Below are 24,341 nucleotides of genomic sequence, written 5' to 3'. Positions count from 1 at the left end.
TCACCTCAGGATGGGTTCTTGATCTGGTTGTCCACCAGTAGTTCCGGACATACCCGAACACCCTTCATATCGATACGCGACAGTGTTTCTCGTTACAGTGAGAACATGGTCGGTGACAGTCAGCATGGATCTTCGGGGTCCGAGCCGGAGCGCAGCGCCGCCGAGCTACGGCGTGATCTGGCCGCACGGCTCGACGCGTTGCGGAACCATTGCGAGCTGTCCCTGCGTGATCTGGTCCGCTGGTGCCGGGAGATCGAGCGTCCGTATCCGGTGTCCTCCATCCACGAGAAGCTCAACGGCCGCACCCGGATGAACTGGCGCTTCGTGGAGACGATCGTCAGGGCCTGTTACCGCTCAAAGCACCCGCGCGGCGAACCGGATCTCCGGCCTTGGCGCGCACTCTTCGACGAGGCGCAGCGGGTTTCCGAAGTGGAGAGGCGGCGGGCCGCCGCCCAGCTGCCCGACCGGGTAGCACCGCGTCCCGGTACCGCTGCCGTCTGGCCCCACCTCGTCGGTGTCGTGCCCACTGTCGCCGACGCTTTCCAGGCGCGGCCCGGCCTGCCGAGTTTCGAAGACCTGCTGCGTGGCGGGCACACAGTCGTGCTCAACGGGCTGGGCGGGGTCGGTAAGACGCAGCTCGCCGCCGCTGCCGCGGACCGGATGTGGCAGCAGCGCGCCGTCGATCTGTTGCTCTGGATACCCGCCACCTCCCGCGAGAGCGTCGTGACCGGTTATGCCGGTGCGGCCGGCCTCATCGGTATCGACGACGGCTCAGGCCCCGATGCCGCTGCGAAGTTCCTTGCCTGGCTGGCGGAGCCGCACGGCCACCGGTGGCTCATCGTGCTCGACGACCTGAACGACCCCGTGCACCTGCGCTCGCTCTGGCCTCCCGTCACCGCCGGCGGCAGCACCGTGGTCACCACCCGCCGGCGAGACTCGGCACTCACCCGCAGGGGCCGGCATGTCATTCCGGTCGGCCTCTTCTCCCCGGCCGAATCGGTGCAGTACCTGCGGGACAAGCTCGACGGTGATGACCATCAGCTGGCCGGCGCCGATCTTCTCGCGGCGGACCTCGGTCACCTCCCGCTGGCCCTCGCGCAGGCCGCGGCCTACATGAAGGACCGGGGTCTGGACTGCGCCACGTACCGGTCCCGGCTGAGCGAGCGGAAGCTGACCGACGTCCTGCCCGAGCGGGGCGCGCTGCCGGACGACTATCCCGCCGAGGTGGCGACCACCTGGTCCTTGTCGATCGAGGAAGCGGACCGCCTGCGGCCGGCCGGTCTGGCCCGTCCGCTCCTGGAACTCGCGGCGCTGCTCGGCCCGCATGACATTCCCGCCGACGTGTTCAGCGCGGAGGCCACGGTCGGGTACCTCCGCGACTCCCGGTCCGCGAGCACGACTTCCGAGGACGCCCTGGACGCCATCGCGTGCCTCGATCGGCTGAGCCTGGTCAGCTTCGACCGTAGGGCCGCGATGGTCCGGGTCCATCACCTTCTCCAACGTGCTGTGCGTGAAGCCACGGATGAGCGCCACACCTCCGCGCTGGCCGTCGTCGCAGCCGACGCGCTGCTGGAGATCTGGCCGGAGGTCGAGACCGACGCGAACTTCATCCAGCTGTTGCGGGACAACGCGGAAACACTGCTCGCTCAGGCCGGCGATCAGCTGTGGGGTGCGAATCTGCACCGGGTGGTGTTCCTGGCCGGCAACAGCCTGGCCGCTGCCGGCCTCGCGGAGGCAGCCGTGTCGTACTGGCAGCGGCTGTTGCCGACCGCCGTCGAGCGCCTCGGCGCCGACCATCCCGAAACGTTGATCGTCCGCAACAACCTCGCCTGGTCGTACGGCCGCGCCGGTCAGCCGGAACGGGCGGTGAGCGAGCTCAGGGAACTGCTGGTCGATCGGCGGCGGGTGCTGGGCAACGAGCACATCAACACGCTGGCCACAGTGCACGGCATCGCGGAGTGGCTGGGTGAGTCGGGCGACCCGCGAGGCGCGGTCGACATGTCGCGGAGCTTGCTCGCCGACTATCTGCGGGTGGTCGGCCCGGACCACCGGGACACTCTGAACACCCGCTACCTGCTGGCCAACTGGCTCGGGGAGACGGAATCGGCGACCGTGGCGGCGGCCGAATTCCGGGCGCTGGTCGCTGACTACGAGCGTGTCCAGGGGGCCGACCACCCGGAGACGTTCGACGTCCGCTACAACCTGGCCTACTGGCTGTCCCGGACGGGCGCACCCGACGAAGCCGTCAGCACGTTGCAGCAACTGCTCCTCGACTCCGAGCGCGTTCTCGGCGCGGATCACGAGGACACGCTGCTGATCCGGCAGCGGATCGCCGCCCTTCGGGAGGAACGGTACGGTCGTGCGTGACTTTCGCCCGGCACTCCCAGGTACGGCCCCGGTTCGGCGCTCCGGTCGCGGCAGTGCTCGCCGCCCTGGTGGCACTCGTCGGCGCGTGGCTGCTGGCCGGTCCCTCCGACGGGACGACCCGTCGGCAGGTGGTCGTCAGTGGAGTGCCGCTGGCCGAGGTTCATCCGCCCGCCGGTGGCCGCCGTCCCGGGGTGGTGGTCGCCCACGGCTTCGCCGGCTCGGCCCGGTTGATGGCCCAGTTCGGTGACTCCCTCGCCGCCCGGGGTTACGTGGTGGTGCTGCTCGACTTCTCGGGCCACGGCGCCAATCGCACTCCGCTGCCGGACAGCGCGGCCAGCACCGATTCCTCCACCGCCGCCCTGCAACGCGACCTCGACGTGGCGGCAACGCACCTGCGGCAGCTGGCCGACGTCGACCCGTCCCGGATCGCGCTGGTGGGCCACTCGATGGGCGCCTCGGCGGTGACCCGGTACGCGGGCGCGCACCCCGAGATCACGGCGACGGTCGCACTCTCGCTGCCGGACGCCTCCACTGTGCTGGCCAGGCGCCCGGCGCGGTTGCTGCTGCTGGTCGGCGCGCTGGAGTTCCCGGGCTTCCGGGCCGAGGCCGAACGCGCCGCTGGGCCGATGGTGGTCGTGCCCGGGGTCGAGCACATCTCCATTCTCTACGCGCCGCGTACCCATCGGGAGACCGCCGCCTGGCTGGATGAGAGCTTCGGCCGTCCGGCGCACGACCCGGGGATGCCGTCACCGATCCGGGGGATCGGCGGCGCCGCGCTGCTGTTGTCGGCGCTGCTGGCCGGGCTGTATCCCGTGGCCCGGTCGGTGTTCGGGGTCGCCCGGGGGAGCTGGCCACGGCCCATGCTGCCGCAGCTCGGCGGCGCCGTGGCGGTCGCTGCCGCGGCCACGGCGGTTGCCGTCGTGGCCGCCCGGCTGCTGCCGACCAACCGCCTGCCGCTGGCCATCGGCGGTTATCTCGCCGGATTCACCGGCGTCACCGGTGCCGCGATCCTCGGCTACCTGCTCCGGCGCGGCCCGGTCTTTCCGGCTTCCGCGCCGGTCTCCGCACCGGCACGGCTGCGGCTGGCGCTGGCCACACCCCTGCTGATCGGGTACGCGGCCACGGCGATCGCGGTCCCGACGCACCTCGGTCTGACCCATGCCGTTCCCGTCGGCGCCCGATGGTGGCTGCTGGCGGTGCTCTGGGCGGGCTTCGCCGTCCTGGCCTACGCGGCCGAACGGGTCACGGCCGGCAACAGCTTCGGTGTCCTGGCCGTCTCCGCGGTCGCCGTGGTCGCACTGACGGGCGCCGCGGTGGTCGGGCTCACCTTCGGTTTCGTGCTGCTCATCGTTCCGCTGCTCGCCGTTCTACTGGTGTGGCAGGCGGCCTGGAGTGCCCTGCTGCACCGGTTCGCGGCGCCGGTGTGGCTCATCGCGCTCGTCGGGTCACTCGTGGTTGCCTGGCCGCTCGCTACCGCCCTGCCGGTGACCGGGTAGCCATCTCCAGGTTTCGTGCCACTGTGCGGCGGGATCGCGCCGCGGGCATCGATTGATCGACAAGCATGGGCCGGTCGTCACCCACCGATCGGGAGGAATCATCGTGCGGACTCGTCGTTCCACCGTGCTCTACGGCTTCCTGGCCGCCGGTCTCGTGCTCACCCAGCAGGCCTGCACCCGCGGCGACCGGCAGACCGGCAGGCCGGTGGCCTTCACCACGCCGGCTTCCGCGGGCACGACAGCCGGCTCGCCCAAGGCCACCACGTCCGGCGGCGACAAGTCCGCGGTGGGCACCAGCACGGCCGACCCGATCCTGGCGGGCCGGCGACAGGTCGTGATCAGGCCGATCCCGAGCACCGAGTCGATCGTCGCGTTCGACGACCGGGGCCGGCTCAACCTGACCGACGGCGAGGCCGAGTTCGGGCTCTTCGTGCTGGCCCCGGTCGGCGACAAGTTCCTGATCAAGACGGCCAGGGCGGGTGCCGGTGGCGAGCCCTCCTGCCTGGGCATCAAGAACAACGGCAGCGGCCCGCTCACCGTCGAGGCGACCGCCTGCGACACCCGGCGGGCCGGCCAGCTGTTCACGATCACCCGGCAGCGGGCCGACGATCGGGGCCGGCCGACGTACGCGATCAGCAACCAGGGCGCCTTCCTGCAGGTCTTCCCGCGCACCGGCCTGATCGCCGAGGAACTGGGCGACGCCCCGCTGAAGACCACGTACGCGTTCGTCGACAACGGCCCGGTCGGCTCGTTCTAAAAAGCGTTGACGAGAACGGCGAGGGTCGGTCATCCTGGATTCCGGCAACCGCACCGGGACCTTGAAGGGAGTTGACCGTCATGTCGCAGCAGAATGCTTATCCGCTCGCCCTGTCCGGTCTGCGCCTTCGCGGCCGGGCAATCCGTCGTGACCTGGAGCGGTGGAGCGGTTAGCGCAGCAATGCCTGCGTCTGTGCCGCCCACCCCGCACCGGGGAAAGGGCGGCTTTTTCGTTCGCCGGATCGCCTCCTGAATGCGATCGACGGCCGGCGCCGCATGACAATTCTCGCCCGGGTGGCCCAACGGCAGAGGCGTCCGATTCAGGGTCGGAAGGTTGGGGGTTCGAATCCCTCCCCGGGTACGCAAGCCAGGCACTTCCCGCACCACCCCTTGTTCCCATGGCGCAGCTGGACAGCGCGCGACGCTACGAACGTCGAGGTCGCAGGTTCGAATCCTGCTGGGAACGCGCACCGTCACCGAGCGAACCGGCTCGGTGACGACGCCGACGATCTGTTGATCGCCGCAAGCGGTAGCGCCGACGCGGGAGAGTCGGACCTGCCTGTAAAGCAGGTGCCTTGCTGAGAGGGTTCGAATCCCTCCTACCGCACATCGAATCCGGGCCGTTTACTATCACCAATGTCGATTCAGGCCCTATCATGGGCAACGTTGCGGGCGGCGACAGTCCGCCGAGCGGACGACATTTACCCACTTAACAGATGGGAATTGTGGTCAGCGTGATGATCAACCGTACCGTGATGTTCGCCAAGCAGCACACCCCCAATTCCGTACGGGTCGTGGCCCGTCGGATGCAGGTGGAAGCGCACAATGCGAGGCTGCGGCTCACGGTGCCGGTCGTTGCCCGGTGCGGGTACGACAACATCTATCACTGCGCGGTACGCAAGACGGCGAGCCAATGGGTGAAGGCTCTCTTCGCCGATCCCGTCGTCTACCGCTACTCCGGGCTGCTGCCCTACGACCCGCGCCCCTACCGGTGGAGCTTCCCGCAGGCCTTCCCGTCCGGGCGGGTGGTCTCCTCGCTCTTCATCTCCCACAAACGTTTCCAGGCGCTGCCCAAACCCGACCGGCACCGTGCGTTCTTCGTGCTGCGCGATCCCCGCGACATGGTCGTGTCGAGCTACTTCTCCACCCGTAACTCGCACGCGCCGATGGGCGACATCCCGCAGGTGCGGGAAGTGCTGCGGGAGAAGCCGTTCAAGGAAGGTCTGCTCTACCTCATCGACCATCACGCCCAGCGGGGCACTTTCCGGGCCCTCCGCTCGTGGGCGACCGCCGCGGACGTCGATACCGTCCCGCTGTTCCGGTACGAGGACCTGACCGGGGAGAGGCAGCTGGAGGAGGTCGACCGGATGATGCGGCACTGCGGCATCAACATCCCGCCGGCCGAGCTGACCGACCTGCTGTCGCGGTACAGCTTCTCGAGGATGCGCAGCGCTCCGGAAAGTGCGGCCACGACCTCGCACTACCGCAAAGGAAAGTCCGGCGACTGGCGGAGCCACTTCGACGACGACATCCACGACGCCTTCGTCGCGGCGACGGGTGACCTCGTCAAGCTTCTCGGATATCCCGCACGCGCCTGAGGGTGAGGATGCCGGAATGGCACGCTTCACCCATGCGGGCCTCACCTCGAGGTGACCGACACGCCGGCGGCCGGTGGCAGCGGGGCGGAGGAGGCGGCCGTCCTGCTGCACGGCTTTCCCCAGGACCGGCATTGCTGGGACGCGGTGACGCCGGCGCTGACCGCGGCAGGCTACCGGGTGCTGGCGCCCTGGTCTCCAGCAGCCAGGCCCTCCGCTCCTGGTACATGGCTGCGCTGCAAGTGCCGTGGCTAGTCCACCGGTTCGCCGATCGGTGATCGTTTCCGTGCCGTATTCCGTGCGGCGTCGTCACGGATTAGTATTCCGTGCTGTGGCCTGCGAATATTGCGGAAATCCCCTGCCCGAGCGCTCCGGCCCGGGCCGTAAGCAGCGGTTTTGCAACTCGACCTGCCGTAGCGCGGCCCGCCGGCTACGCGGATCTGTCAATTCCGAATTGACATCTCCGGGCCTCGGCGGGACCCTCGGGGAAGTACAGGCTGTGCACCGGCAGGTGCTCGAAGCCCAGGAGTCCCTGCGCGCCGCGGTCGACCGCGCGCGTGCCGAGGGCCGCACCTGGCAGGAGATCGGAGACGTCTTGGGCACCACCCGGCAGGCGGCGTTCCAGCGGTTCGGACGGCCGGTCGACCCGCGTACGGGTGAGCCGATGGCGGCCCGGATCCTGCCCGGCGCGGGGGACAAGGCTCTCGATCTGCTCACCCACCTCGCCGCCGCCCGCTTCGACCGGGTCCGCGAGGACTTCGACGCCACGATGCTGCGCGAGCTCGACACCCGGGCGCTCGCCTCGGTGTGGGCCGTGGTCGTCGGCAATGTCGGCACGTTCGAGCGGTTCGGCGATCCGGTGGTGCACGCCGCCGGGGAGTTCACGGTGGTCGACGTCCTGATGCACTTCGAGGCCGGTCAGAGCACAGCCCAGGTGAGTTTCCGTCGCGAGGGGACGGTGGCCGGGCTATTCCTCCGGCCGGCCTGACCTCGCCGTACCCCGGGGGTAACCATGGTCCGGAGAATCGTCGCGGTCATCGCGGCAGTGACGTTGACGCTCGGTCTGTCGGCCGCGCCCGCGCGGGCCGCCTCGCCGGTCGAGACCCAGTTCGCCTGGTTGATCGACGCTTCGGCCCGGTTGCCGGTGCCGGCCGGCGAACTGGCCGAGCACGTCGACCAGGTCCTGCTCACCGCGGCCGGCGGAGCCGACGGCTTCAACAACGCCGTGCGCCCTTTCTCGCCGTTCACGCCGGCGGCGGTCATCTCGTCGTCACCGACCCAGCTGCGGCAGCTCGTGTCGAGCCCGGCCGGCACCCTGCTGGCGGACGTCACCGTCAACCCGTCCGGCCTGATCGCCGGACTGCGCTTCACGCCGTACCTTCCGGCCCCGGCGACCTGGCCCGCGGTGGACAGCACCCTGCGCACCCTCGCGCCGCAGGTGTCTTTCGCGGCCATGCGGATCTCGCCGGCCGGCTGCCGGCTGGTGCACGGCAGAAACCCGGACACGGTACGGCCGCTCGGTTCCGCCTTCAAGCTGTACGTGCTCGGCGCTCTGGCCGAGGCGGTCAGGTCCGGCCGGCTCTCCTGGGACACCGAGGTGCCGCTGAACCCGGCCTGGAAGTCGCTGCCCTCGGGCGTCATGCAGGACCAGCCGGACGGCACCGTGCACACCCTGGCCGAGTACGCCAACCACATGATCGCCATCAGCGACAACACGGCCACCGACCATCTGATCCACACGGTCGGCCGGGAGGCGGTGCAGCGGCAGTTCACCCGCTTCGGCAACACCGCGCCGAACGCCCCGGTGCTGACCACCCGGGAGTTCTTCACGCTCAAGGGGTGGCGCTACCCGGCCGCCGCGTCGTCGTACGCCGCCCTGAGCCCGGCCCTGCGGAAGCGGATGCTGCCGCTGCTCGACCGGGTGCCGCTGAACTCGATCACCGCCTGGCAGCAGCCGCGCATGATCAACAAGGTGGAGTGGTTCGGCTCGCCGGTGGACATGTGCCAGGCGTACGCCGGCCTGTGGCGGCAGCACGAGCCGTCGGTGCACGCGGCCCTGACCCTGAACGACGGCGGTATCGCTCTGCCGGCGGCGGAGTTCCGGACCGTCTGGTTCAAGGGCGGCTCGGAGCCCGGCGTGCTGACGCTCAGCTACTTCGCCCGGGCCGCCGACGGTGACCTCGTCACGGCGAGCCTGATGCTGTCCGACCCGGCGCGCCCGCTGGATGAAGCGGCGGTGGCGCCACAGGCTGTGGCCCTGCTCCGAGGGGCGATCGAGCTCTCCGCGGCTGCCTAACGGCTGGCCCGGCCCGGGAAACGCTTGCCGATCGGCCGGCGGTTGCCGGGCCGGGGCGCCGCCACAGGTGCGGGGGTGCCCCGATACCGGCGGGCGTCCTCGGCCACCGTCTCGTCGGCGTCGTTCTCCAGCGCCTGCCGGATGTGCTGCGGGGTGACGGCGGACGTGGCCATCGAACGCCGCACCTCCACCGACCGGTCGTTCAGCAGGGCCTGCAGATCCGCCTCGTCCAGCCGGACGGCGCGGACCAGGGCGGCGCGGACGTCGGGGGAGGAATCCTGCGCCAGCTGGTGCCGGTGCTCGGCGGTGGTCTGCTCGTTGATGGCGAGGCCCTTGCGTACCCGGACGGTCCGGTCCTGCAGGAGGGCGGCCATGACGTCCGGGTCGTAGGTGTGACTGGCGAGCCGTTCCCGTACTTCGGGCGAGGCGTCGTTGATGAGGATGGCCGCCAGCTCGGGCTCGAGCTCGCCCATCTCCGCGAGCAGTCCGCGCAACTCCTTGTCCTGCGCCTTGACCATCACCTGCCGTACCCGGGCATCGCAGGACGGGTTGGCCGCGACCGCCCAGCGCACCCACCGGTCCGCGTCGCCGACGAGGCGCAGCAGATTGCCCTGGGAGGTGGCGGGGTTCCCGGCGACGGCCTGCCGGACGGTGCGGTCACGATCACGGGCGAGCGGCCGCAGGGCCTCCGCCGGCGCGTCCGGCCGGGCAGCGACCGCGGCGCGCACCTGAACGGAGGGGTCGGAAGCCAGCTCGTAAAGCGTCGCGGCGGCGGTCGTACGGTCCTGCGCGAGAGCGAGCCGGTCGTTTTCCATGGGCGCGATCCTCTCACGCCTGGTCCGCGGGGCCCGCTTCGATGCGTACGCTGACCGGGTGGATCACGAAGAGCGCATCGCGATGTTCCTGGACTACGAGAACCTGGCGATCAGTGCCCGCGACCACCTGGGCGGCATGTCCTTCGAGCTGCGGCCGGTCTCCGACGCACTGGCCGAACGGGGCCGGGTGGTGGTCCGCCGGGCGTACGCGGACTGGTCGTACTTCGACGAGGACCGCCGCATGCTGACCCGGTCCCACGTCGAACTCATCGACATCCCGCAACGCATGAACGCCTCCCGCAAGAACGCCGCCGATATCAAAATGGTGGTGGACGCGCTGGAGGTGGCCTTCGAACGGTCGTACATCTCGACGTTCGTGCTGTGCACCGGAGACAGCGATTTCACCCCGCTGGTGCACAAGCTCCGCGAGCTCAACAAGCGGGTGATCGGGGTGGGAGTCGAAAGGTCGACGTCCGCACTACTGCCACCGGCCTGCGACGAATTCCTCTACTACGACCGCCTCGAAGGCGTCGAGATCCCCGCCGTGGTCGTGCAGGAACCACAACCGGCCCCGAGCGAGCCGGCCCGGGACGTGGACACGTTGTCGGCCCTGGTCGCGCAGACGGTGGCCGGCCTGCAGCGCAGTTCGAGCGGAACGGTGACGGCATCGACGCTCAAGCGGACGCTGCTGCGCAAGGATCCGACCTTCAACGAGGCGGACTACGGGTTCCGCGCATTCGGGGAAATGCTGCGCCACCTGGCCGGTCACAACGTGGTGGAATTGATCGGCGGCGGCTCGGCCAAGGGCGACCCGGAGGTGGCCCTGCCGGAACACGGGGGCCGGGAGGCGGCATTCGCATTGCTGCGCGGTGTGGTCTCCGACTTGGCGGGAGCCAACGGATCCGCGGCCCTGTCGGGCCTGAAGAATCAGGTACGGAAGGTGGCGCCGGACTTCAGCGAGAAGAAGCTGGGGTACCGCAGCTTCCTGCAATTCTGCAAAGCGGCGGCGACGAGCAACGCAGTCGACCTGAAGTGGAGCCCCGAGGCCGACGACTACCTGCTCACCCCCAAGCCACAAGGCTGAGGAGTTGTCATGTCCTATGCGGTGGACTTCGGCGCGGTTTCGACCGTCGGCCTGGAGTCGTCGCCGGTCGCGGATGCGCTGGCCGGTCTGCGGGCGAACGAGGCCTACGTCTTCTACGAGAACGGCCTGTCGATCAACGTGATGTACACGATCGACGACGGCGGCAAGCGGGCGGTCGGCTTCAAGCTCTCCGACGGGATGGACGTTCCGGAAGAGCTCGGGTCGTTCAGGTTCGCCCGGCAGAAGTCGAAGCTGGCCGGTACCATCCGCGGTTCCTACTTCGTCATCAAGAAAGAGTACTGACCCGGCCCTGCGCTGCAGGAACTCGGCTGGTCAGCCTCGGGCACGACCACATTCTGGGAGCGCTCCCATCATGGGCCGTTCGGTGGATGTGTCGATCACGATCGATGCGTAAGGGTGCTTGCGGACTGCAACGCCATCTCCACGGGGGAGACCATCGTGCGCGTTTCCAGCCGGTTCCGGCTGCTCAGCCATGCCCTGATCTGGGCACTCGTCTCTACTTTCCTGTTCGTCGTGCCGTCGTCGCGGGCATTCGCCGCGCCGTCGGCGACACCGGGTGCGGGCCCGGTCAACAGCCCGCTGCCGAGCACGGCAACCAAGAATCACGGCCTGCCCGCCGGGAAGTCGGCGCCGCCGGTGCCGCCCGCGGTCGAGGCCGGCGGCAAGGTCAAGGTGCCTACCGCGGCCGAGAAGACTCAGCGGCGTGCCAAGGCGATCGCGGCCGCGCGGGTGGTGGCCGCCCGGCAGGCGGAGTTGCCGGGCCGGCCGATCGCCCGCCCGGGCTTCCTGCTCGGCGACACCTCACTCGTCGTGTACTGGGACGCCGTCGTCGACGACGGTGATCCGACGTCGTGGGGCCGTTGGTTCGCGACCGTCACCGACGTCGGGTCCGGGGCCGAGCAGCGGTCCGCGGAGCTCGGCAAGCCGGACCTGAGCCGGTGCTACAGCCCGGCTCTGCTGTGCCGCAGCTTCGGTGCCGCGGACGGCTGGGTGCTCGACCCGGCGCGGGCCTACACCGTGACGATCACCGAGGTCGCGCCGGACGGCACGGAGCTGACCAGCGCGGCGTCGGCCGAGGCCAAGCCGCGCAAGACCGACGACGTACCGACGCTGCCCGCCGGGCAGGCCACCGGCTGCGGATGTGCGACGGTGCTCGGCCCGACAGTGACCGCCCAGGCGCTGCGTGGCGCGACCGTCAACACGGCGACCGGCGCCTACCTGCGGGTGGAGAAGGACTTCGTGATGCCGTCGTACGGCATCCCGTTCAACCACGCGCGCTACTACTCGTCCGGCAACCCGGGCACGGGCATGTTCGGGCCGGGGTGGAGCTCGTCGTACGACATCAGGATCACCGCGGCTGACAGCGGCGCGGTCCGCGTGCGGGCGGAGGACGGCTCAGAGGCCGTCTACACCGCCAACGCCGACGGATCGTACGACCGTCCGGCCGGTGTCCGCGCCAATCTGTCCAAGGTGGACGGCGGCTGGCAGTTGGTGCCGCCGGACCGGCGGGTGCTGCGTTTCAACGCCACCGGTCAGCTGCTCTCCATCAAGAACGCGCGTGGCTCCGGGGTGACGTTCGGATACACCACTGACGGGTTGCTCAGTACGGTCACCGACGCGAGCAGCCGGATGGTGCGCTTCGAGTCCCGCGCCGACGTGCGGCTCATCACGAAGATCACGCTGCCGGACGGCCGGTCGACCCAGTTCGACTACCAGGACGGGCGCCTGCTCAAGGTCCAGGACCCGCGCCGTAACGTCACCACTTACGGCTACGACGCCGGTGGCCGGCTCAACGACATCACCGACGCCCGCGGCAACAAGCTGATCCGCAACACCTACGACGCCGCCGGCCGGGTCACCGAGCAACTGGACCCGGAGAACGCGCGGACCGAGTTCCGGTGGGACGCCGGCCAGCAGGTCGCCCGCACCACCGACCCGGACGGCGTGGCAGTCGTCGACGGCTACCGCAACAATGTGCTGCTCTACAGCCAGAACGCCGGCAACGACACCGTCAACCACCGGTACACCGGCAGGCTGAACAAGAGCCTGGTCGTCGACCCGAAGGGCAACCAGGAGGAGACCCGGTTCGACGACAGTGGCAACCCGGTCGCCCGGACCGCGCCGGAGCCGTTCGCCTTCACTGAGACCAGCACGTTCGACAACCGCAGCAACCTGACCAAATACACCGACGGTCGCAAGAACGACTGGGACTACAAGTACAACGAGTTCAACGAGATGGTCGGGCAGAAGAGCCCGAAGCAGGACACCGGGTACGAGTACGCGTACGACGCCAAGGGTCAGCTCGTCTCCCGCACCGACCCGCGGGGCAAGGTCACCCGCTACGAGTACGACACCCACGGCAACCGTACGGCCGAGATCGCACCGACCGGCCGGCGCACCGAGATGACGTACGACGGCACCGGCCGCCTCGCCTCGGTGGTCGACCCGCGCGGCACCGTCGCCGGGGGCAACAAGGACGCCTACCGCACGCGGTACGTCTACAACGAGCAGAGCCAGATCACCGAGGTGTGGCAGCCGGGCAAGGCCCAGCCGTCCCGCACGGGCTACGACGAGCTCGGCAACGTGGTCGTCACCACCGACCCGCTGAGCAACTCCACCCGCTTCACCTACGACAAGGCGAGCCGGGTCACCGAGGCCAAGGACCCGATCGGCAACGTCTCCGCGACGACGTACACGCCCGGTGGGCGGCGCGCCTCGGTGACCGACGGCGAGGGCAACAAGACCTCCTGGACGTACGACGGCAACGGCCGGGTGGCGACCGAGACCTCGCCGCGCGGCAACGCCGATCCGCCCCGGGCCGCCCTGTTCACCGCGGTCTTCCACTACGACTACAACGGCAACCTGATCCGCGCCGACCGGCCGTACGGTTCCGACGGCCAGCGGGTCGAGGTGGACACCGCCTTCGACGCCCTCGACCGCCCGACCACCCAGCGCGACCAGTTCAAGCAGGGCACCACGGTCGGCTACGACAACAACGGCAACGTCGTCTCGATGACCAACGAGCGCGGCGAGGAGCTGACCAACACCTACGACGAGGCGAACCGCCGTACCGGAAGCTCCGGGCCCGGCGCGGGCGCGGCCGGCATCGAATACGACGACGCGGGCAACCCGGTCCGCCAGACCACCCCGACCGGCGGTGTGATCACCACCCGGTACGACGACGACGGCCGCGTCGTCGCGGTCACCGAGCCGCGCGGCAACGTCTCCGGGGCCGACCCGGACAACTACACCACCCGGTACGCCTACGACCGGGCCGGCAACCCGGAGTCCGTGACCGACCCGCTGGGCAACGCCACCAAGCTCGACTACGACGGGGTGAACCGGCCCACGGCGCAGACCGACGCCAACGGCAAGACCACCCGCTTCAGCTACGACGCCGCCGACCGGCTCGCCTCGGTCATCGGCCCGGACGCGACCGGCGGGCAGGGCCTGGTCTACGGCTACAACGCCAACGGCCAGGTGATCAAGCGGACCGATCCGCTCGGCCGTACCGCCTCGACCGAGTACGACCGGGCCGGGCGCACCACCGTCACCACCGACCCGATCGGCCGTCGCCGCGAGTACGTCTACGACGCCGACTCCAACCTCATCCAGGAGGTCACCGCCCGCATCGTCGAGGAGGGGCGGCCCGACCCGAACCGGCCGGCCCGCTCGATCTTCTACGCGTACGACAACCTGGGCCGGTTGACGAGCAAGCAGCTCGGCGCCGACGGGGTCACCTACTCGTTCGGGTACGACGCTAAGAACCGGGTGGTCAGCGCCGCGGACCCGGCCGGTGCGCAGTCGTACGTCTACGACGTCACCGACCGGCTCACCTCGGTGACCCGCGGGCCGGAGACGTTCAAGTACGAGTACGACAGCACCGACCGGGTGACCGCGCGGACCTATCCGGACGGCACGCGGATCGGCGCCACGTACGACGCGGGGGACCGAGTGCGTTCGCTCACGGCCACCCGCGGCGGGAGCAGCGCGGAGTACGCGTTCTCCTACGACGTCGCTGATCACCTGACCGGGATCACGTACCCGGAGTCCACCGGGGTCTCGGAGAGCCGGGAGTACGACCGGGCCGGCCGGATGACCCGGATCGCCGCGGTCAAGGGCGACACCACGCTGTCCGCCTTCGACCTCACCCTCGACAAGGTCGGCAACCCGACCAAGATCGTCGAGGCCACCGGCGAGCCCGGCCAGCCGACGGTCACCGAGGCCACCGCCTACACCTACGACGCGGCCAACCGGTTGACCGCGGAATGCTTCGGTGCGCAGACCTGCGCCGGTGCGGTCGCCGACCGGACCGACTACACCTACGACCTGGTGGGCAACCGCAAGACCAAGACCCGGGTCGCTCCCGGCGAGAACACCACCACCAATTACACGTACGACGGTGCGGACCAGCTGACCCGCGAGGACGTCACGGGCAGCCGGTCGAGCACCCGCTCGTTCGCGTACGACCTGGAGGGCAACCAGACCGAGGCGGGGTCGGACCGGTTCACGTACGCGCTGGACCACACCATGACCTCGGCGACCGTCGGCGGCAAGACCACCGACTACACGTACGACGCCACCGGCAACCGGATCAAGGCGGTCACCGGCTCCGGCGCGGGCGCGGTCACCCAGACCTGGAGCTGGGACGTCAACGCCGGGCGGCCGATGCTGGCCCAGGAGCGGCAGACCGACGCCTCCGGCACGGTGGGCCGCGACTACCTGTACGACCCGTCCGGGCAGCCGCTCGCGCTGATCGTGCCGTCCGCTGACGGGCTGGCCGCGCACTCGTACCTGCGCGACTGGCTGGGCGGTGTGTCCGGCGTCGTCTCGCCGTCCGGCGCACCGGAATGGAGCTACGACTACGACGCGTTCGGCGTCGCCCGCGGCACCGGCCTCACCCAGGGCGGCACCAAGGTCGCCGAGGACGCGCCGGCCAACCCGATGCAGTACGCCGGGACGTACCAGGACGTCAGCCAGGGCGACCGGTACGCGATGGGCGCGCGCAGCTACGACCCGGGCACCGGCCGCTTCGCCTCGGCCGACCCGGTGACCCAGCCCGCCACCGACCAGGCCGTCTCGACGTACTCGTACACCAATGCCCGTCCGACCGTGCTGACCGACCCCACCGGGGGCGATCCGGACGGCAACGGGATGACCCAGGCGTACGTCGACTACTACTCGTCGATGGCGTGCACCAACAATCCGGCCGCCTGCCAGGGGACCGTGGATGCCAACACCCCGGCCGCCGGCGAGGGTGAACAGGCCACCGACAACCCGGACTGGCTGAACGCGAAGAAGATCGTCGACGAGGCCGAGGGCTTCGTGAAGCAGATCGGCGACGAGATCGTCAATCTGATCCTCGACCTGGTCGGCTTCAACGACGCCAAGAAGTGCATCACCGAGGGCGACATCGTCGCCTGTGTCTCGACCGCACTGCAGGCCGTGCCCTGGGGCAAGATGTTCAAGGCCGCCAAGGTGGCGATCAAGGCCATCGGTGTCGGCCGCCGCCTCATCGACGCGTACGGCCGGCTGAAATCGGCGAAGAACGCGCTGTCGAGCATCCCCCGCTACATCAAGAAGGCCACCCAGACCGCGGACGAAGCCGCTGACAGCAAGAAGTACGCCGACGAGGCCGCGCAGGCGGCGAAGGGGGCCAAGGACGCCGGCGGCAAGGCCAAAGCGACCTCGCAGAAAGCGGCCGACAACGCCAGACAGGCGAAGAAGAAGGAATCCTCGACCGGCGAGAGCTGCAAGATAGCCCAGGGCAACAAGGCCCGCCTCGCGTCGAACTCGTTCGCCGCCGGCACCCTGGTGCTGCTGGCCGACGGCAGCAGCAAGCCGATCGAGCAGCTGCAGGCCGGCGACACGGTCACCGCCACCGACCCGGTGACCGGCGAGACCGCGCCGCAGCAGGTGACCGCCACCGTGGTGGGCACCGGCGACAAGGACCTCATCGATCTCACCCTGGTGGGAGCCGGTGCCGGTGGCGGCGGACCGCCGTCGGTCATCACCGCCACCGCGGGACACAGGTTCTACAGCCCCGGCCGCGGCTGGATCCCGGCGGCCGACCTCCGCACCGGCGACACCCTCCGGGACGAGTCCGGCGCCGAGGTCAGCATCGCGCTCCTCGGGGAACCCATCACCTCCGACACCACCGTCTACAACCTCACGGTCAGCGGTACCCACACCTACTACGTGGTGGCCGGCGATACGCCGGTGCTCGTCCACAACTGCGAAAAGGGATCCGCGGAGAAGCTGCGAAATGCTCTGAACGATGCCGGAGACCTGGAGCCGAGCACACCCCACTCTCCCCACCACATCGTCGCGGGGAACTCGAGCAAGGCGGCTGCGGCGAGGGCCCAGCTCGACCGATTCGGAATCGGGGTGAACGATGCCGAGAACGGTGTCTGGCTGCCGCGCAGCAGCTCGTCACCCAACCCCTCTGGCGCATCGGTCCACTCTAAAGTCCATACCAACCAGTACTACGATTACGTCAACGACCTCATGGCGGGGGCCAGAAACAGGAACGAAGCTCTGGACGTGATCGGCCATGTCAGAAGGCAGCTCCAAGGCGGCTACTGGCCGTAGTCACTGACCTGCCCCATCCCCGCCACGCGATCGCGTGGCGGGGATGGGTCTTTCCAGTTCGTCGGCGTCGCATGACGGAGGTTCGATTGTCCAACAAACACCAGGTGGACGAGGCGGTCGACATCGCCCGTAGCCTCGTCGACGACGAGGTCCCGGTCAGCTCGCCCGTACTCGCTTTGACGGAGCTGGCCCGACGGTTCGCTGCGACCGAGTTCGACGTTCCGGAAGACCAGGACGCCGACGGATATCTCTTTCAGTACGGGAAGGTCGGCTGGCTCCCGCAACCCACCTTTGTGGTCAGCATGGTGAGACAGCTGGAAGTCGTCGACTCGGACGGAGAGCACGAGTTCTATTCTCAGGTCCAGTTCGAGTACAGGTTCCCGCTGGACCGTGACCTCGAAAAGTTGGAGAGTCATTCGGAGTGGTGGTTCCCCGGTGGCGCAACACCCTTCGGTGCTTGGTTGGAGTCGGTGTCGAGGTCGCCGATCGGCGACCTTCTGGGAAGCAGGGAGCCGCGCGAATTCCTGGTCTGGGCAGACCAGTCCTGACGGTCCTCGGATGAACTGCGAACCCCTGGTCAGGGCCATCGCGGCCGGCATGATGTTCCTGGAGGAGTCGGGCGACGACGAGGTCGACCCGGACTCCGCGGAACGCGCACTGGAGAACATGTCCCATGTGCTCCTGCAATACGCGGGACCGGACCGGGACGAGTTCCTGGAACTCATCGAAAGGGTCGCCGACAGCACGCCGGATGAGCACGACGCACGTTTCATCCGCGACATACCGCGCGCGATCGGCATGGTGGAAAGCTGACGTCCGCGCTTCAGTAAGGCCGGCCGGGTAGCGGCCCGGGGACTCGCTCGAGATCCCCAGGACGCTCCCGGCCGGCTTTGTGTCCGCTCGCCTGTCGCGGCCTAGGCTTCCCGAAACTTACGAGGATTGATCGGTAGCCGTCCCGCCTGTCTGACTCGTCAGATCCGCGCGGAGATGCCCTGGTTGTAGCCCGTGAAGTCGGGTCGTTCATGGCGCTGAAACATTGACGAGGGCTGTTCACTCGGCTTAGCGTACGAGGGTCTTCCGGTCCGCCCGCCCTCGAAACTTTCGGCATCACCATGATGCGTGCGGCCTGTCCGACGCCCTCAAAGGAGTGATCTTGAGAAAGGCATACCGTGTCGCCGTGGCCGTCCTCGCCACCTCGGCACTGATCGGCCCCGGCATCCAGCCGGCGCAGGCCGGTACGAAGGCAACCGGCGGCTCGTCCGTCGTGGACCACCACCCCGGCAAGTGGAACCTGCCGCTGCGCTGGGCAGCGCCACGCGACCTGCGCATCGGAACGGCGGTGGCCGGCGGCGGTCACCACCTCGAGCAGGAGTACCCGGACCCGTTCACCTACGACAAGCCGTACCGCAAGGTCCTGGCCCGGGAATTCAACTCGGTCTCCCCGGAGAACCAGATGAAGTGGGAGTTCATCCACCCGGAGCGCCGCAAGTACAACTTCGGCCCGGCCGACGCGATCGTCAAGTTCGCACGGCAGCACGGCCAGGTCGTCCGCGGGCACACGCTGCTCTGGCACAGCCAGAACCCGGCGTGGCTGGAGGAGGGTGACTTCACCAAGGCGGAGCTGCGCGCGATCCTCAAGGACCACATCTCCACGGTGGTCGGCCGCTACCGCGGCAAGATCCAGCAGTGGGACGTCGCCAACGAGATCTTCAACGAGAACGGCGAGTACCGCCAGGAGAACATCTTCATCCGCGAGCTGGGCCCGGGCATCGTGGCCGACGCCTTCCGCTGGGCGCACCGGGCCGACCCCAAGGCCCAGCTGTTCCTGAACGACTACGGCGTGGACTGGCCGGGCGTGAAGGTCGACGCGTACGAGGCGCTGGCCAAGCAGCTGCTGGCCGACCGGGTGCCGCTGGACGGCTTCGCGTCCCAGGCCCACCTGAGCATGCGGTACGGGGCGCCGGACCAGCTCCAGGCTGTGCTGCAGCGCTTCGACGACCTGGGCCTGTACACGGCGATCACCGAGCTCGACGTGCGCATGGACCTGCCCGAGGGCGGCGCGCCGACTGCGGAGCAGTTGCAGACGCAGGCCGCGTACTACAAGACCGTCCTGGACGCCTGCCTGGCCGTTGAGGACTGCAACTCGTTCACCATCTGGGGCTTCACCGACAAGTACTCCTGGGTGCCGGTGTTCTTCCCGGCCGAGGGCGCCGCGACGGTGATGGGTGACAACTTCGAGCGGAAGCCCGCGTACTACACGCTGCGGGACACTCTGGCCGCGGCTCGCTGGAACCGCTGATTCGGAACTGGGAGGCGGCAGCACTTCGGTGCTGCCGCCTTCGTCTGTGCCGGGGAGAACGCATCGACGCTGCGAGGTTCAGTTCGCGGTGGGGGAGGCGACCTGCCAGAGGGCGCTGACCGGCATGGCGCGGAGTTTGGGGCCGAACGGCAAAGTCGAGGCTCCGGTGTAGAGGACGATGCCGGCGATGAAGTCGTCGCCCAAGCGTTCGGCGAGGCGGCGGAGGCCGCGGAAGTCGTCCGGTCCGACGGTGCTGGCCGCTTTGACCTCGATGCCGACGACCTGACCGGATCTGTTCTCCAGCACCGCGTCGACCTCATATTTGGCCTGGTCGCGGTAATGGGACAGGTCGATCAGTTGCTGGGACCAGGTGAGCTGGCGCGACAGCTCGGACAGGACGAACGATTCGAGCAGCGGACCGAACGGGCCGCCCGGCCGCAGCAGGGCCCGGGCGTCGGTCGCGACCTCGTTGGCCGCGATTCCCGAGTCGACGAAGACCAATTTCGGGGTGGCGGTGGCCCGGGTGCCGAGGTTGCGGGACCAGCCGGGGATCCGTTTGACGAGAAAAATCTCCTCGAGGGCCCGGAGGTAACGCGCGATCGTCGGCCGGCTCAGTCCGAGCGCGGATTCCAGCGAACCCGCGGCGATGAGGGTCGCGGATCTGGCCGCGAGCAGACGCACCAGCTTGCGTAGCTCGGCTTTGCGCTGAATCTCGGACAGCTGCTGGACATCACGGTCGATGAGTGCCTGAACGTACGCGTCGAAGAAGCGCTGGCGGCGCCGCGGGTCATCCCGGGTCGTGGCCTCCGGCAGGCCACCCCGCACGACTCTGGCCGCGTAATCGGCCCGGGTCACCTGTGACTCATGCCGTAGATCCGGGCCGAGCGCGAAGACGGCGTCGATGAACCCGTCAGGTTCACCGTCGAGCTCTCCTTGCGAGAACGGCCACAGTTCGACCGTTTCCATCCTCCCAGGCAGCGCGTCGGGGGCGGCCACCATGCCGAAGAGCCGTGATGAACCGGTGAGCAGATACCGGCCCGGGCGCGGGTCCTCGTCGACGGCGGCCTTGATGGCCAGCAGCAGCTCGGGATCACGCTGGATCTCGTCGATGACCAGCAGCTCCGAGGAGTCGACGAAGCCGATCGGATCGGCGAGCGCGGCCGCTCGGTCCTGGGCCCGGTCGAGGTCGCGGCGTTCAGCGAGCCGATCCCCGGCGACTATGCGGACGAGAGTGCTCTTCCCGGCCTGGCGCGCTCCGCTGATGAGGACCACGCGGGTGTCGGCCAGTGCGGCGTTCACCTGAGCTGCGGCGTGGCGAGGAACCAGGGGCGGTATGGGCACAGCTCAAATGGTAGTCAACCGGGTTTCGATCTGCGTGGCCTCTGACTTTCGATTTGCAGGCGGTGCCATGTTCGATCTGCGTGAGGGTGGCGTTCGATCCGCAGCCCGGCCACGCTCGTACGGAGCGCCGAGCCGCTCCGGGTGTGCTCACCAGCGCCGACGCGAGCCCTGACCCCGGATGGGACGACCCGGCACGCCCGGGCACTCCCGGGTATCCCCTGGTAGGTAACATGTGGGCCGCAGGCCCTCGTAGCTCAGGGGATAGAGCATCGGTTTCCTAAACCGTGTGTCGTAGGTTCGATTCCTACCGGGGGCACCACACACCGTCAGGCGCGGGCCGTCTCCGTCACGCCCCGCTGCCCCAACACCCCCAGCAGCTGCAACTTCTCATACCCCGCAGACCCCCGCGGCGCCGTCAGCACCAGCAGACACTGCGACTGGTCCTCCGTGAACAACGCCTGGCAGTCCAGTTCGATCTCGCCGACCTCCGGATGCACCAGGACCTTGTGATCGCTGAACCGCCGCGTCACCTCGTGCCGTTCCCACAGCTCCGCGAACTCCGCACTGGCCTCCTGCAGCGCTCGCAGCAACTCCCCAGCCCGGGACCGCGGCCCCATGGCCCCGTAAGCCGCCCGCAGGCTGGCCACCTGAGCCCGGCTCTGCCGATCCCGGTCCTCCGCCGGATAGCGCAGCCGCTCAGCCGGATCCGTGAACCACCGGTAGATCTCGCTGCGGGCCAACCCCGTATATCCGGACACGTCCCCGAGCAGCGCCGCGGCCAGGGCGTTCTGGACCAGGCGCTCACCGAGACTCGACAGGATCAGCGCCGGTGTGTCGTCGAGGCGCTCCAGGACCCGCATCAGCGCCGGCGCCACCTGCGTGGCCGCCGTCGTGGGCGTGGGCGCATTGTGCCCGGCCACCCGGAACAGATAGTCCCGCTCTTCGTTGCTCAGCCGCAGCGCCCGGGCCAGGGATCCCAGCATCTGTTCACTCGGCTGCGGTCCGCGCTGCTGCTCCAGCCGCGTGTAGTAGTCAGTCGACATCGCCGCCAGCGATGCCACTTCCTCGCGGCGCAGTCCCTGGGTGCGGCGGCGCAGCCCAGCGGGCAGACCGAGGTCGCTCGGCTGCAGGGATGCACGGCGGCGGCGCAGGAAGTCGGCGAGTGCGGGACGGTCCACCGTCCCAGTATCGTCGCCTCGCGCACCACATCCAGGGACTTCCGATCCCCCGATGACGGATCTCTGCCGCTGCCCGGCCCGGCCGCCCAGACTTCGGGGCATGAACATCTCCGGAAACACCATCTTCATCCCCGGCTCCACCAGCGGCATCGGCCTCGCCCTGGCGCTGGCGCTGCAGGCCCGCGGCAACACCGTCATCGTCGGCGGGCGGCGTGGTGACCTGCTGGAACAGATCACCCGGGACCATCCCGGGCTCGACACCGTACGGATCGACACCGCCGACCCGGCCGGCATCGACGCCGCCGCGCAGCAGGTGCTGAGCCGGCACCCCGGCCTGAACGTCGTCGTCACCATGGCGGGGATCATGCGGATCGAGGACTGGCACACGCCCGCGTCCTTCCTCGCCACCGCCGAGGAGACCATCACCACCAACGTGCTCGGCCCGATCCGGCTCATCGGCGCGTTCATCGAGCACCTGCAGAAGCAGCCCGACGCGACGATCGTCACCGTCTCCTCCGGCCTCGCTTTCGCACCGCTGCGGGCCACCCCGAGCTACAACGCGTCCAAGGCCGCGATCCACATGCTCAGCGAGTCGCTGCGGCTGCAGCTCGCCGACACGTCGGTCAGGATCGTCGAGCTGGTCCCGCCCTCCGTGCGCACCGCGCTGCTGCCGGGCCAGGAGAACAGTGACTTCGCGATGCCCCTCGACGAGTACGTCTCGGAGGTCATGGCCCTGCTCCAGGACCAGCCCGACGCCAAGGAGATCCAGGTCGAGCGGGTCAAGTTCCTCCGGTACGCCGAGGTGCGCGGCGACTACGACAAGGTCGTCGAGACGCTGAACGCCGCCGACCCGCACGGGAAGTGACGCCATGAGCAGCCAGACCATCCTCATCACCGGGGCGTCCAGCGGGTTCGGTGCGCTGGCGGCCCGGGCGCTGGCCCGCGCCGGGCACACCGCGTACGCCGGCATCCGCGACCCGAACGGCCGGAACGCGCCCGCCGTGGCCGACGCGGCGGAGTACGCGGCCCGGCACGGCGTGGATCTCCGCACCGTGGAACTCGACGTCACCTCCGACCAGTCGGCCGAGGCCGCGGTCCGGGCGATCGGCCGGCTCGACGTGGTGGTGCACAACGCCGGTCACATGGTCACCGGGCCGGCCGAGGCCTTCACACCCGAGCAGCTCGCGGCGCTGTACGACGTCAACGTGCTCGGCGCCCAGCGGGTGAACCGCGCGGCGCTGCCCCAGCTGCGGGAGCAGGGCCGGGGCCTGCTGGTGTGGGTGGGCAGTACGAGCACTCGCGGTGGCACCCCGCCCTACCTCGGCCCGTACTTCGCCGCCAAGGCCGCCATGGACGCCCTGGCCGTCAGCTACGCCGGCGAGCTGGCCCGCTTCGGCATCGAGACCTCCATCGTGGTGCCGGGCGCCTTCACCTCCGGCACCAACCACTTCGCGCACGCCGGCAGCCCGGCCGACACCGCGACCGTGGCGGCCTACGAGCAGAAGTACGCCGGTCTCATGGACCAGGTCGGCGAGGCCCTGGCCGCGCTCACCCCGCCCACCGCCGACGTCGCCCAGGTGGCCGACGCCATCGCCACGATCGTCGGCACGCCGCACGGCCACCGTCCGTTCCGGGTGCACATCGATCCCGGTGACGACGGCAGCGAGGTCGTCAGCGCCGTCGCCGACCGGATCCGCAGCGAGTTCCTCCGCCGCATCGGCCTGGCGGACCTCCTCGGGCCGGCTACCGCCGGCTGACTCGCCCGAGGCCCGGACACCACGAACGGTGGAGGTTGTGGGCGGCGGACCGCAACCCGCCGCTCATGCCGTACGTTCTCAGACCGTCCGTTCTCCAATCCGAGCCAGGGCGAGGGCGCCGCATGAATGTGATCGATCTGGACCGGCCGGCCGTCGTACCCCCTGCTCGTCAGCGCAAGTCCCACCGGCTGGCCGCCTCCGCGCTGGTGATCGGCGCCGTGCTCGGCGCCTGTGCCACCTACGGCTGGTCCGTGCAGCGGCAGGCGGCGGCCCGGGAGCGGCAGGTCGCCGTTTTCGTCTTCGCCGAGGCGAGCCCGTTCGTCGACGGCGCGCCCGCCGACAGCGTCGTCTCCGGCGGGCGGGTCGCCACCGTCACGCTCACCCGGCGGGTGACGCTGGTCAACGCCGGTCCGCTGCCGATCAACATCCGTGACCTCTCCGCCTCCCGGCCCGGCGTCAGCGTGCGCGGGGTGGACAAGCAGCGCTGGGTCGCTCCGGGCGCGACGGTGCAGGCCGACGCCGACGTGCAGGTCGACTGTGTACACGGGCTGCCGCTCGGCCGGCTTCCGGTCACCCTGTCGGTGCAGACCTCCGACGAAGAGGACCGCGAGGCCCACCCCCGCGAAGGCTTCGACGGCACCCCGTGGAGCGAGCAGGCCGAAGTCGCCTGCGCCGGCTGAGCGGGCCGCCGAGCTGGGCGGGCCGCCGAGCTGGGCGAAAGCCGGCTGAACAAGGCCCGCGGCGG

18 protein-coding genes and 4 tRNA genes are annotated in these 24,341 nt (G+C 69.5%); 19 read left to right on the top strand and 3 right to left on the bottom strand.

The window, feature by feature from the left end; genetic code table 11:
• The first annotated feature begins 105 nt into the window (after window positions 1-105).
• The 9 genes from Aau02nite_RS06900 (at window position 106) to Aau02nite_RS06860 (ending at window position 8,510) form a co-directional block, all read left to right on the top strand.
• Window positions 106-2,367, top strand: a complete 2,262-nt coding sequence (locus Aau02nite_RS06900; protein WP_212987451.1) for a tetratricopeptide repeat protein — start codon at window positions 106-108, stop codon at window positions 2,365-2,367.
• On the top strand, window positions 2,364-3,863 hold the full coding sequence (locus tag Aau02nite_RS06895; RefSeq protein WP_212987450.1) for a dienelactone hydrolase family protein: 1,500 nt from the start codon (window positions 2,364-2,366) through the stop codon (window positions 3,861-3,863). Before Aau02nite_RS06900 ends, Aau02nite_RS06895 begins: the two co-directional genes overlap by 4 nt.
• Before the next feature lie 103 nt (window positions 3,864-3,966).
• Window positions 3,967-4,620: a hypothetical protein gene (locus Aau02nite_RS06890; protein ID WP_212987449.1), complete on the top strand. Its 654-nt coding sequence runs from the start codon at window positions 3,967-3,969 to the stop codon at window positions 4,618-4,620.
• A gap of 287 nt (window positions 4,621-4,907) precedes the next feature.
• Window positions 4,908-4,980, top strand: a tRNA-Leu gene (locus Aau02nite_RS06885).
• 31 nt (window positions 4,981-5,011) lie between these two features.
• Window positions 5,012-5,085 (top strand) — tRNA-Arg (locus Aau02nite_RS06880).
• Between the two features lie 60 nt (window positions 5,086-5,145).
• Window positions 5,146-5,226: transfer RNA gene (locus Aau02nite_RS06875), tRNA-Tyr, on the top strand.
• 130 nt (window positions 5,227-5,356) lie between these two features.
• Complete coding sequence (locus tag Aau02nite_RS06870) at window positions 5,357-6,217, top strand: sulfotransferase domain-containing protein (protein WP_212987509.1); 861 nt, start codon at window positions 5,357-5,359, stop codon at window positions 6,215-6,217.
• Window positions 6,218-6,713: 496 nt separating this feature from the next.
• The gene (locus Aau02nite_RS06865) at window positions 6,714-7,202 is read left to right on the top strand and encodes a DUF3887 domain-containing protein (protein ID WP_212987448.1); all 489 of its coding nucleotides are present in this window, start codon (window positions 6,714-6,716) and stop codon (window positions 7,200-7,202) included.
• Between the two features lie 24 nt (window positions 7,203-7,226).
• Window positions 7,227-8,510, top strand: coding sequence for a serine hydrolase (locus Aau02nite_RS06860; RefSeq protein ID WP_212987447.1), 1,284 nt, complete (start codon window positions 7,227-7,229; stop codon window positions 8,508-8,510).
• Here the strand turns inward: Aau02nite_RS06860 and Aau02nite_RS06855 are convergent.
• Window positions 8,507-9,325 (bottom strand): hypothetical protein, encoded by an 819-nt coding sequence (locus Aau02nite_RS06855; protein ID WP_212987446.1) that lies wholly within the window; start codon window positions 9,323-9,325, stop codon window positions 8,507-8,509. The two genes, Aau02nite_RS06860 and Aau02nite_RS06855, sit on opposite strands and share 4 nt — an antisense overlap.
• 58 nt (window positions 9,326-9,383) lie before the next feature.
• Between Aau02nite_RS06855 and Aau02nite_RS06850 the strand changes: the two genes are divergently transcribed.
• From Aau02nite_RS06850 to Aau02nite_RS06825, 6 genes are all read left to right on the top strand, one after another.
• Window positions 9,384-10,409 (top strand): PIN domain-containing protein, encoded by a 1,026-nt coding sequence (locus Aau02nite_RS06850; protein ID WP_212987445.1) that lies wholly within the window; start codon window positions 9,384-9,386, stop codon window positions 10,407-10,409.
• Window positions 10,410-10,418: 9 nt separating this feature from the next.
• Window positions 10,419-10,712 carry a DUF8821 family protein gene (locus Aau02nite_RS06845; protein WP_212987444.1) on the top strand — a complete coding sequence of 98 codons (294 nt, stop codon included), beginning with the start codon at window positions 10,419-10,421 and terminating at the stop codon, window positions 10,710-10,712.
• A 156-nt stretch (window positions 10,713-10,868) separates the two neighbouring features.
• Entirely contained in the window at window positions 10,869-17,021 is a 6,153-nt protein-coding gene (locus Aau02nite_RS06840; RefSeq protein WP_212987443.1) for a polymorphic toxin-type HINT domain-containing protein, read from the top strand.
• 104 nt (window positions 17,022-17,125) lie between these two features.
• Window positions 17,126-17,569, top strand: a complete 444-nt coding sequence (locus tag Aau02nite_RS06835) for a hypothetical protein (protein WP_212987442.1) — start codon at window positions 17,126-17,128, stop codon at window positions 17,567-17,569.
• Window positions 17,570-17,579: 10 nt separating this feature from the next.
• Window positions 17,580-17,834 (top strand): hypothetical protein, encoded by a 255-nt coding sequence (locus tag Aau02nite_RS06830; protein ID WP_212987441.1) that lies wholly within the window; start codon window positions 17,580-17,582, stop codon window positions 17,832-17,834.
• Window positions 17,835-18,168: 334 nt separating this feature from the next.
• Window positions 18,169-19,320: an endo-1,4-beta-xylanase gene (locus Aau02nite_RS06825; protein WP_212987440.1), complete on the top strand. Its 1,152-nt coding sequence runs from the start codon at window positions 18,169-18,171 to the stop codon at window positions 19,318-19,320.
• A 78-nt stretch (window positions 19,321-19,398) separates the two neighbouring features.
• Here Aau02nite_RS06825 and Aau02nite_RS06820 read toward each other — a convergent pair whose 3' ends face one another.
• Window positions 19,399-20,655 (bottom strand): ATP-binding protein, encoded by a 1,257-nt coding sequence (locus tag Aau02nite_RS06820; protein WP_212987508.1) that lies wholly within the window; start codon window positions 20,653-20,655, stop codon window positions 19,399-19,401.
• Window positions 20,656-20,904: 249 nt separating this feature from the next.
• Here Aau02nite_RS06820 and Aau02nite_RS06815 point away from each other — a divergent pair.
• Window positions 20,905-20,980 (top strand) — tRNA-Arg (locus Aau02nite_RS06815).
• 7 nt (window positions 20,981-20,987) lie between these two features.
• Here the strand turns inward: Aau02nite_RS06815 and Aau02nite_RS06810 are convergent.
• Complete coding sequence (locus Aau02nite_RS06810; protein WP_246594951.1) at window positions 20,988-21,839, bottom strand: helix-turn-helix transcriptional regulator; 852 nt, start codon at window positions 21,837-21,839, stop codon at window positions 20,988-20,990.
• 100 nt (window positions 21,840-21,939) lie between these two features.
• Between Aau02nite_RS06810 and Aau02nite_RS06805 the strand changes: the two genes are divergently transcribed.
• The 3 genes from Aau02nite_RS06805 to Aau02nite_RS06795 all read left to right on the top strand — a co-directional run bounded on the left by Aau02nite_RS06805 (window position 21,940) and on the right by Aau02nite_RS06795 (window position 24,276).
• Window positions 21,940-22,704: an SDR family oxidoreductase gene (locus Aau02nite_RS06805; protein ID WP_212987438.1), complete on the top strand. Its 765-nt coding sequence runs from the start codon at window positions 21,940-21,942 to the stop codon at window positions 22,702-22,704.
• A 4-nt stretch (window positions 22,705-22,708) separates the two neighbouring features.
• The gene (locus tag Aau02nite_RS06800) at window positions 22,709-23,596 is read left to right on the top strand and encodes an SDR family NAD(P)-dependent oxidoreductase (protein WP_212987437.1); all 888 of its coding nucleotides are present in this window, start codon (window positions 22,709-22,711) and stop codon (window positions 23,594-23,596) included.
• Window positions 23,597-23,718: 122 nt separating this feature from the next.
• Complete coding sequence (locus tag Aau02nite_RS06795) at window positions 23,719-24,276, top strand: hypothetical protein (RefSeq protein WP_212987436.1); 558 nt, start codon at window positions 23,719-23,721, stop codon at window positions 24,274-24,276.
• The last annotated feature ends 65 nt before the right edge of the window (window positions 24,277-24,341 follow it).

This window comes from Actinoplanes auranticolor, from assembly GCF_018332655.1.
Taxonomy (GTDB): domain Bacteria; phylum Actinomycetota; class Actinomycetes; order Mycobacteriales; family Micromonosporaceae; genus Actinoplanes; species Actinoplanes auranticolor.
The sequence above is the reverse complement of the archived record's forward strand: the minus strand, read 5'-3'. Positions and strand labels throughout refer to the sequence as shown.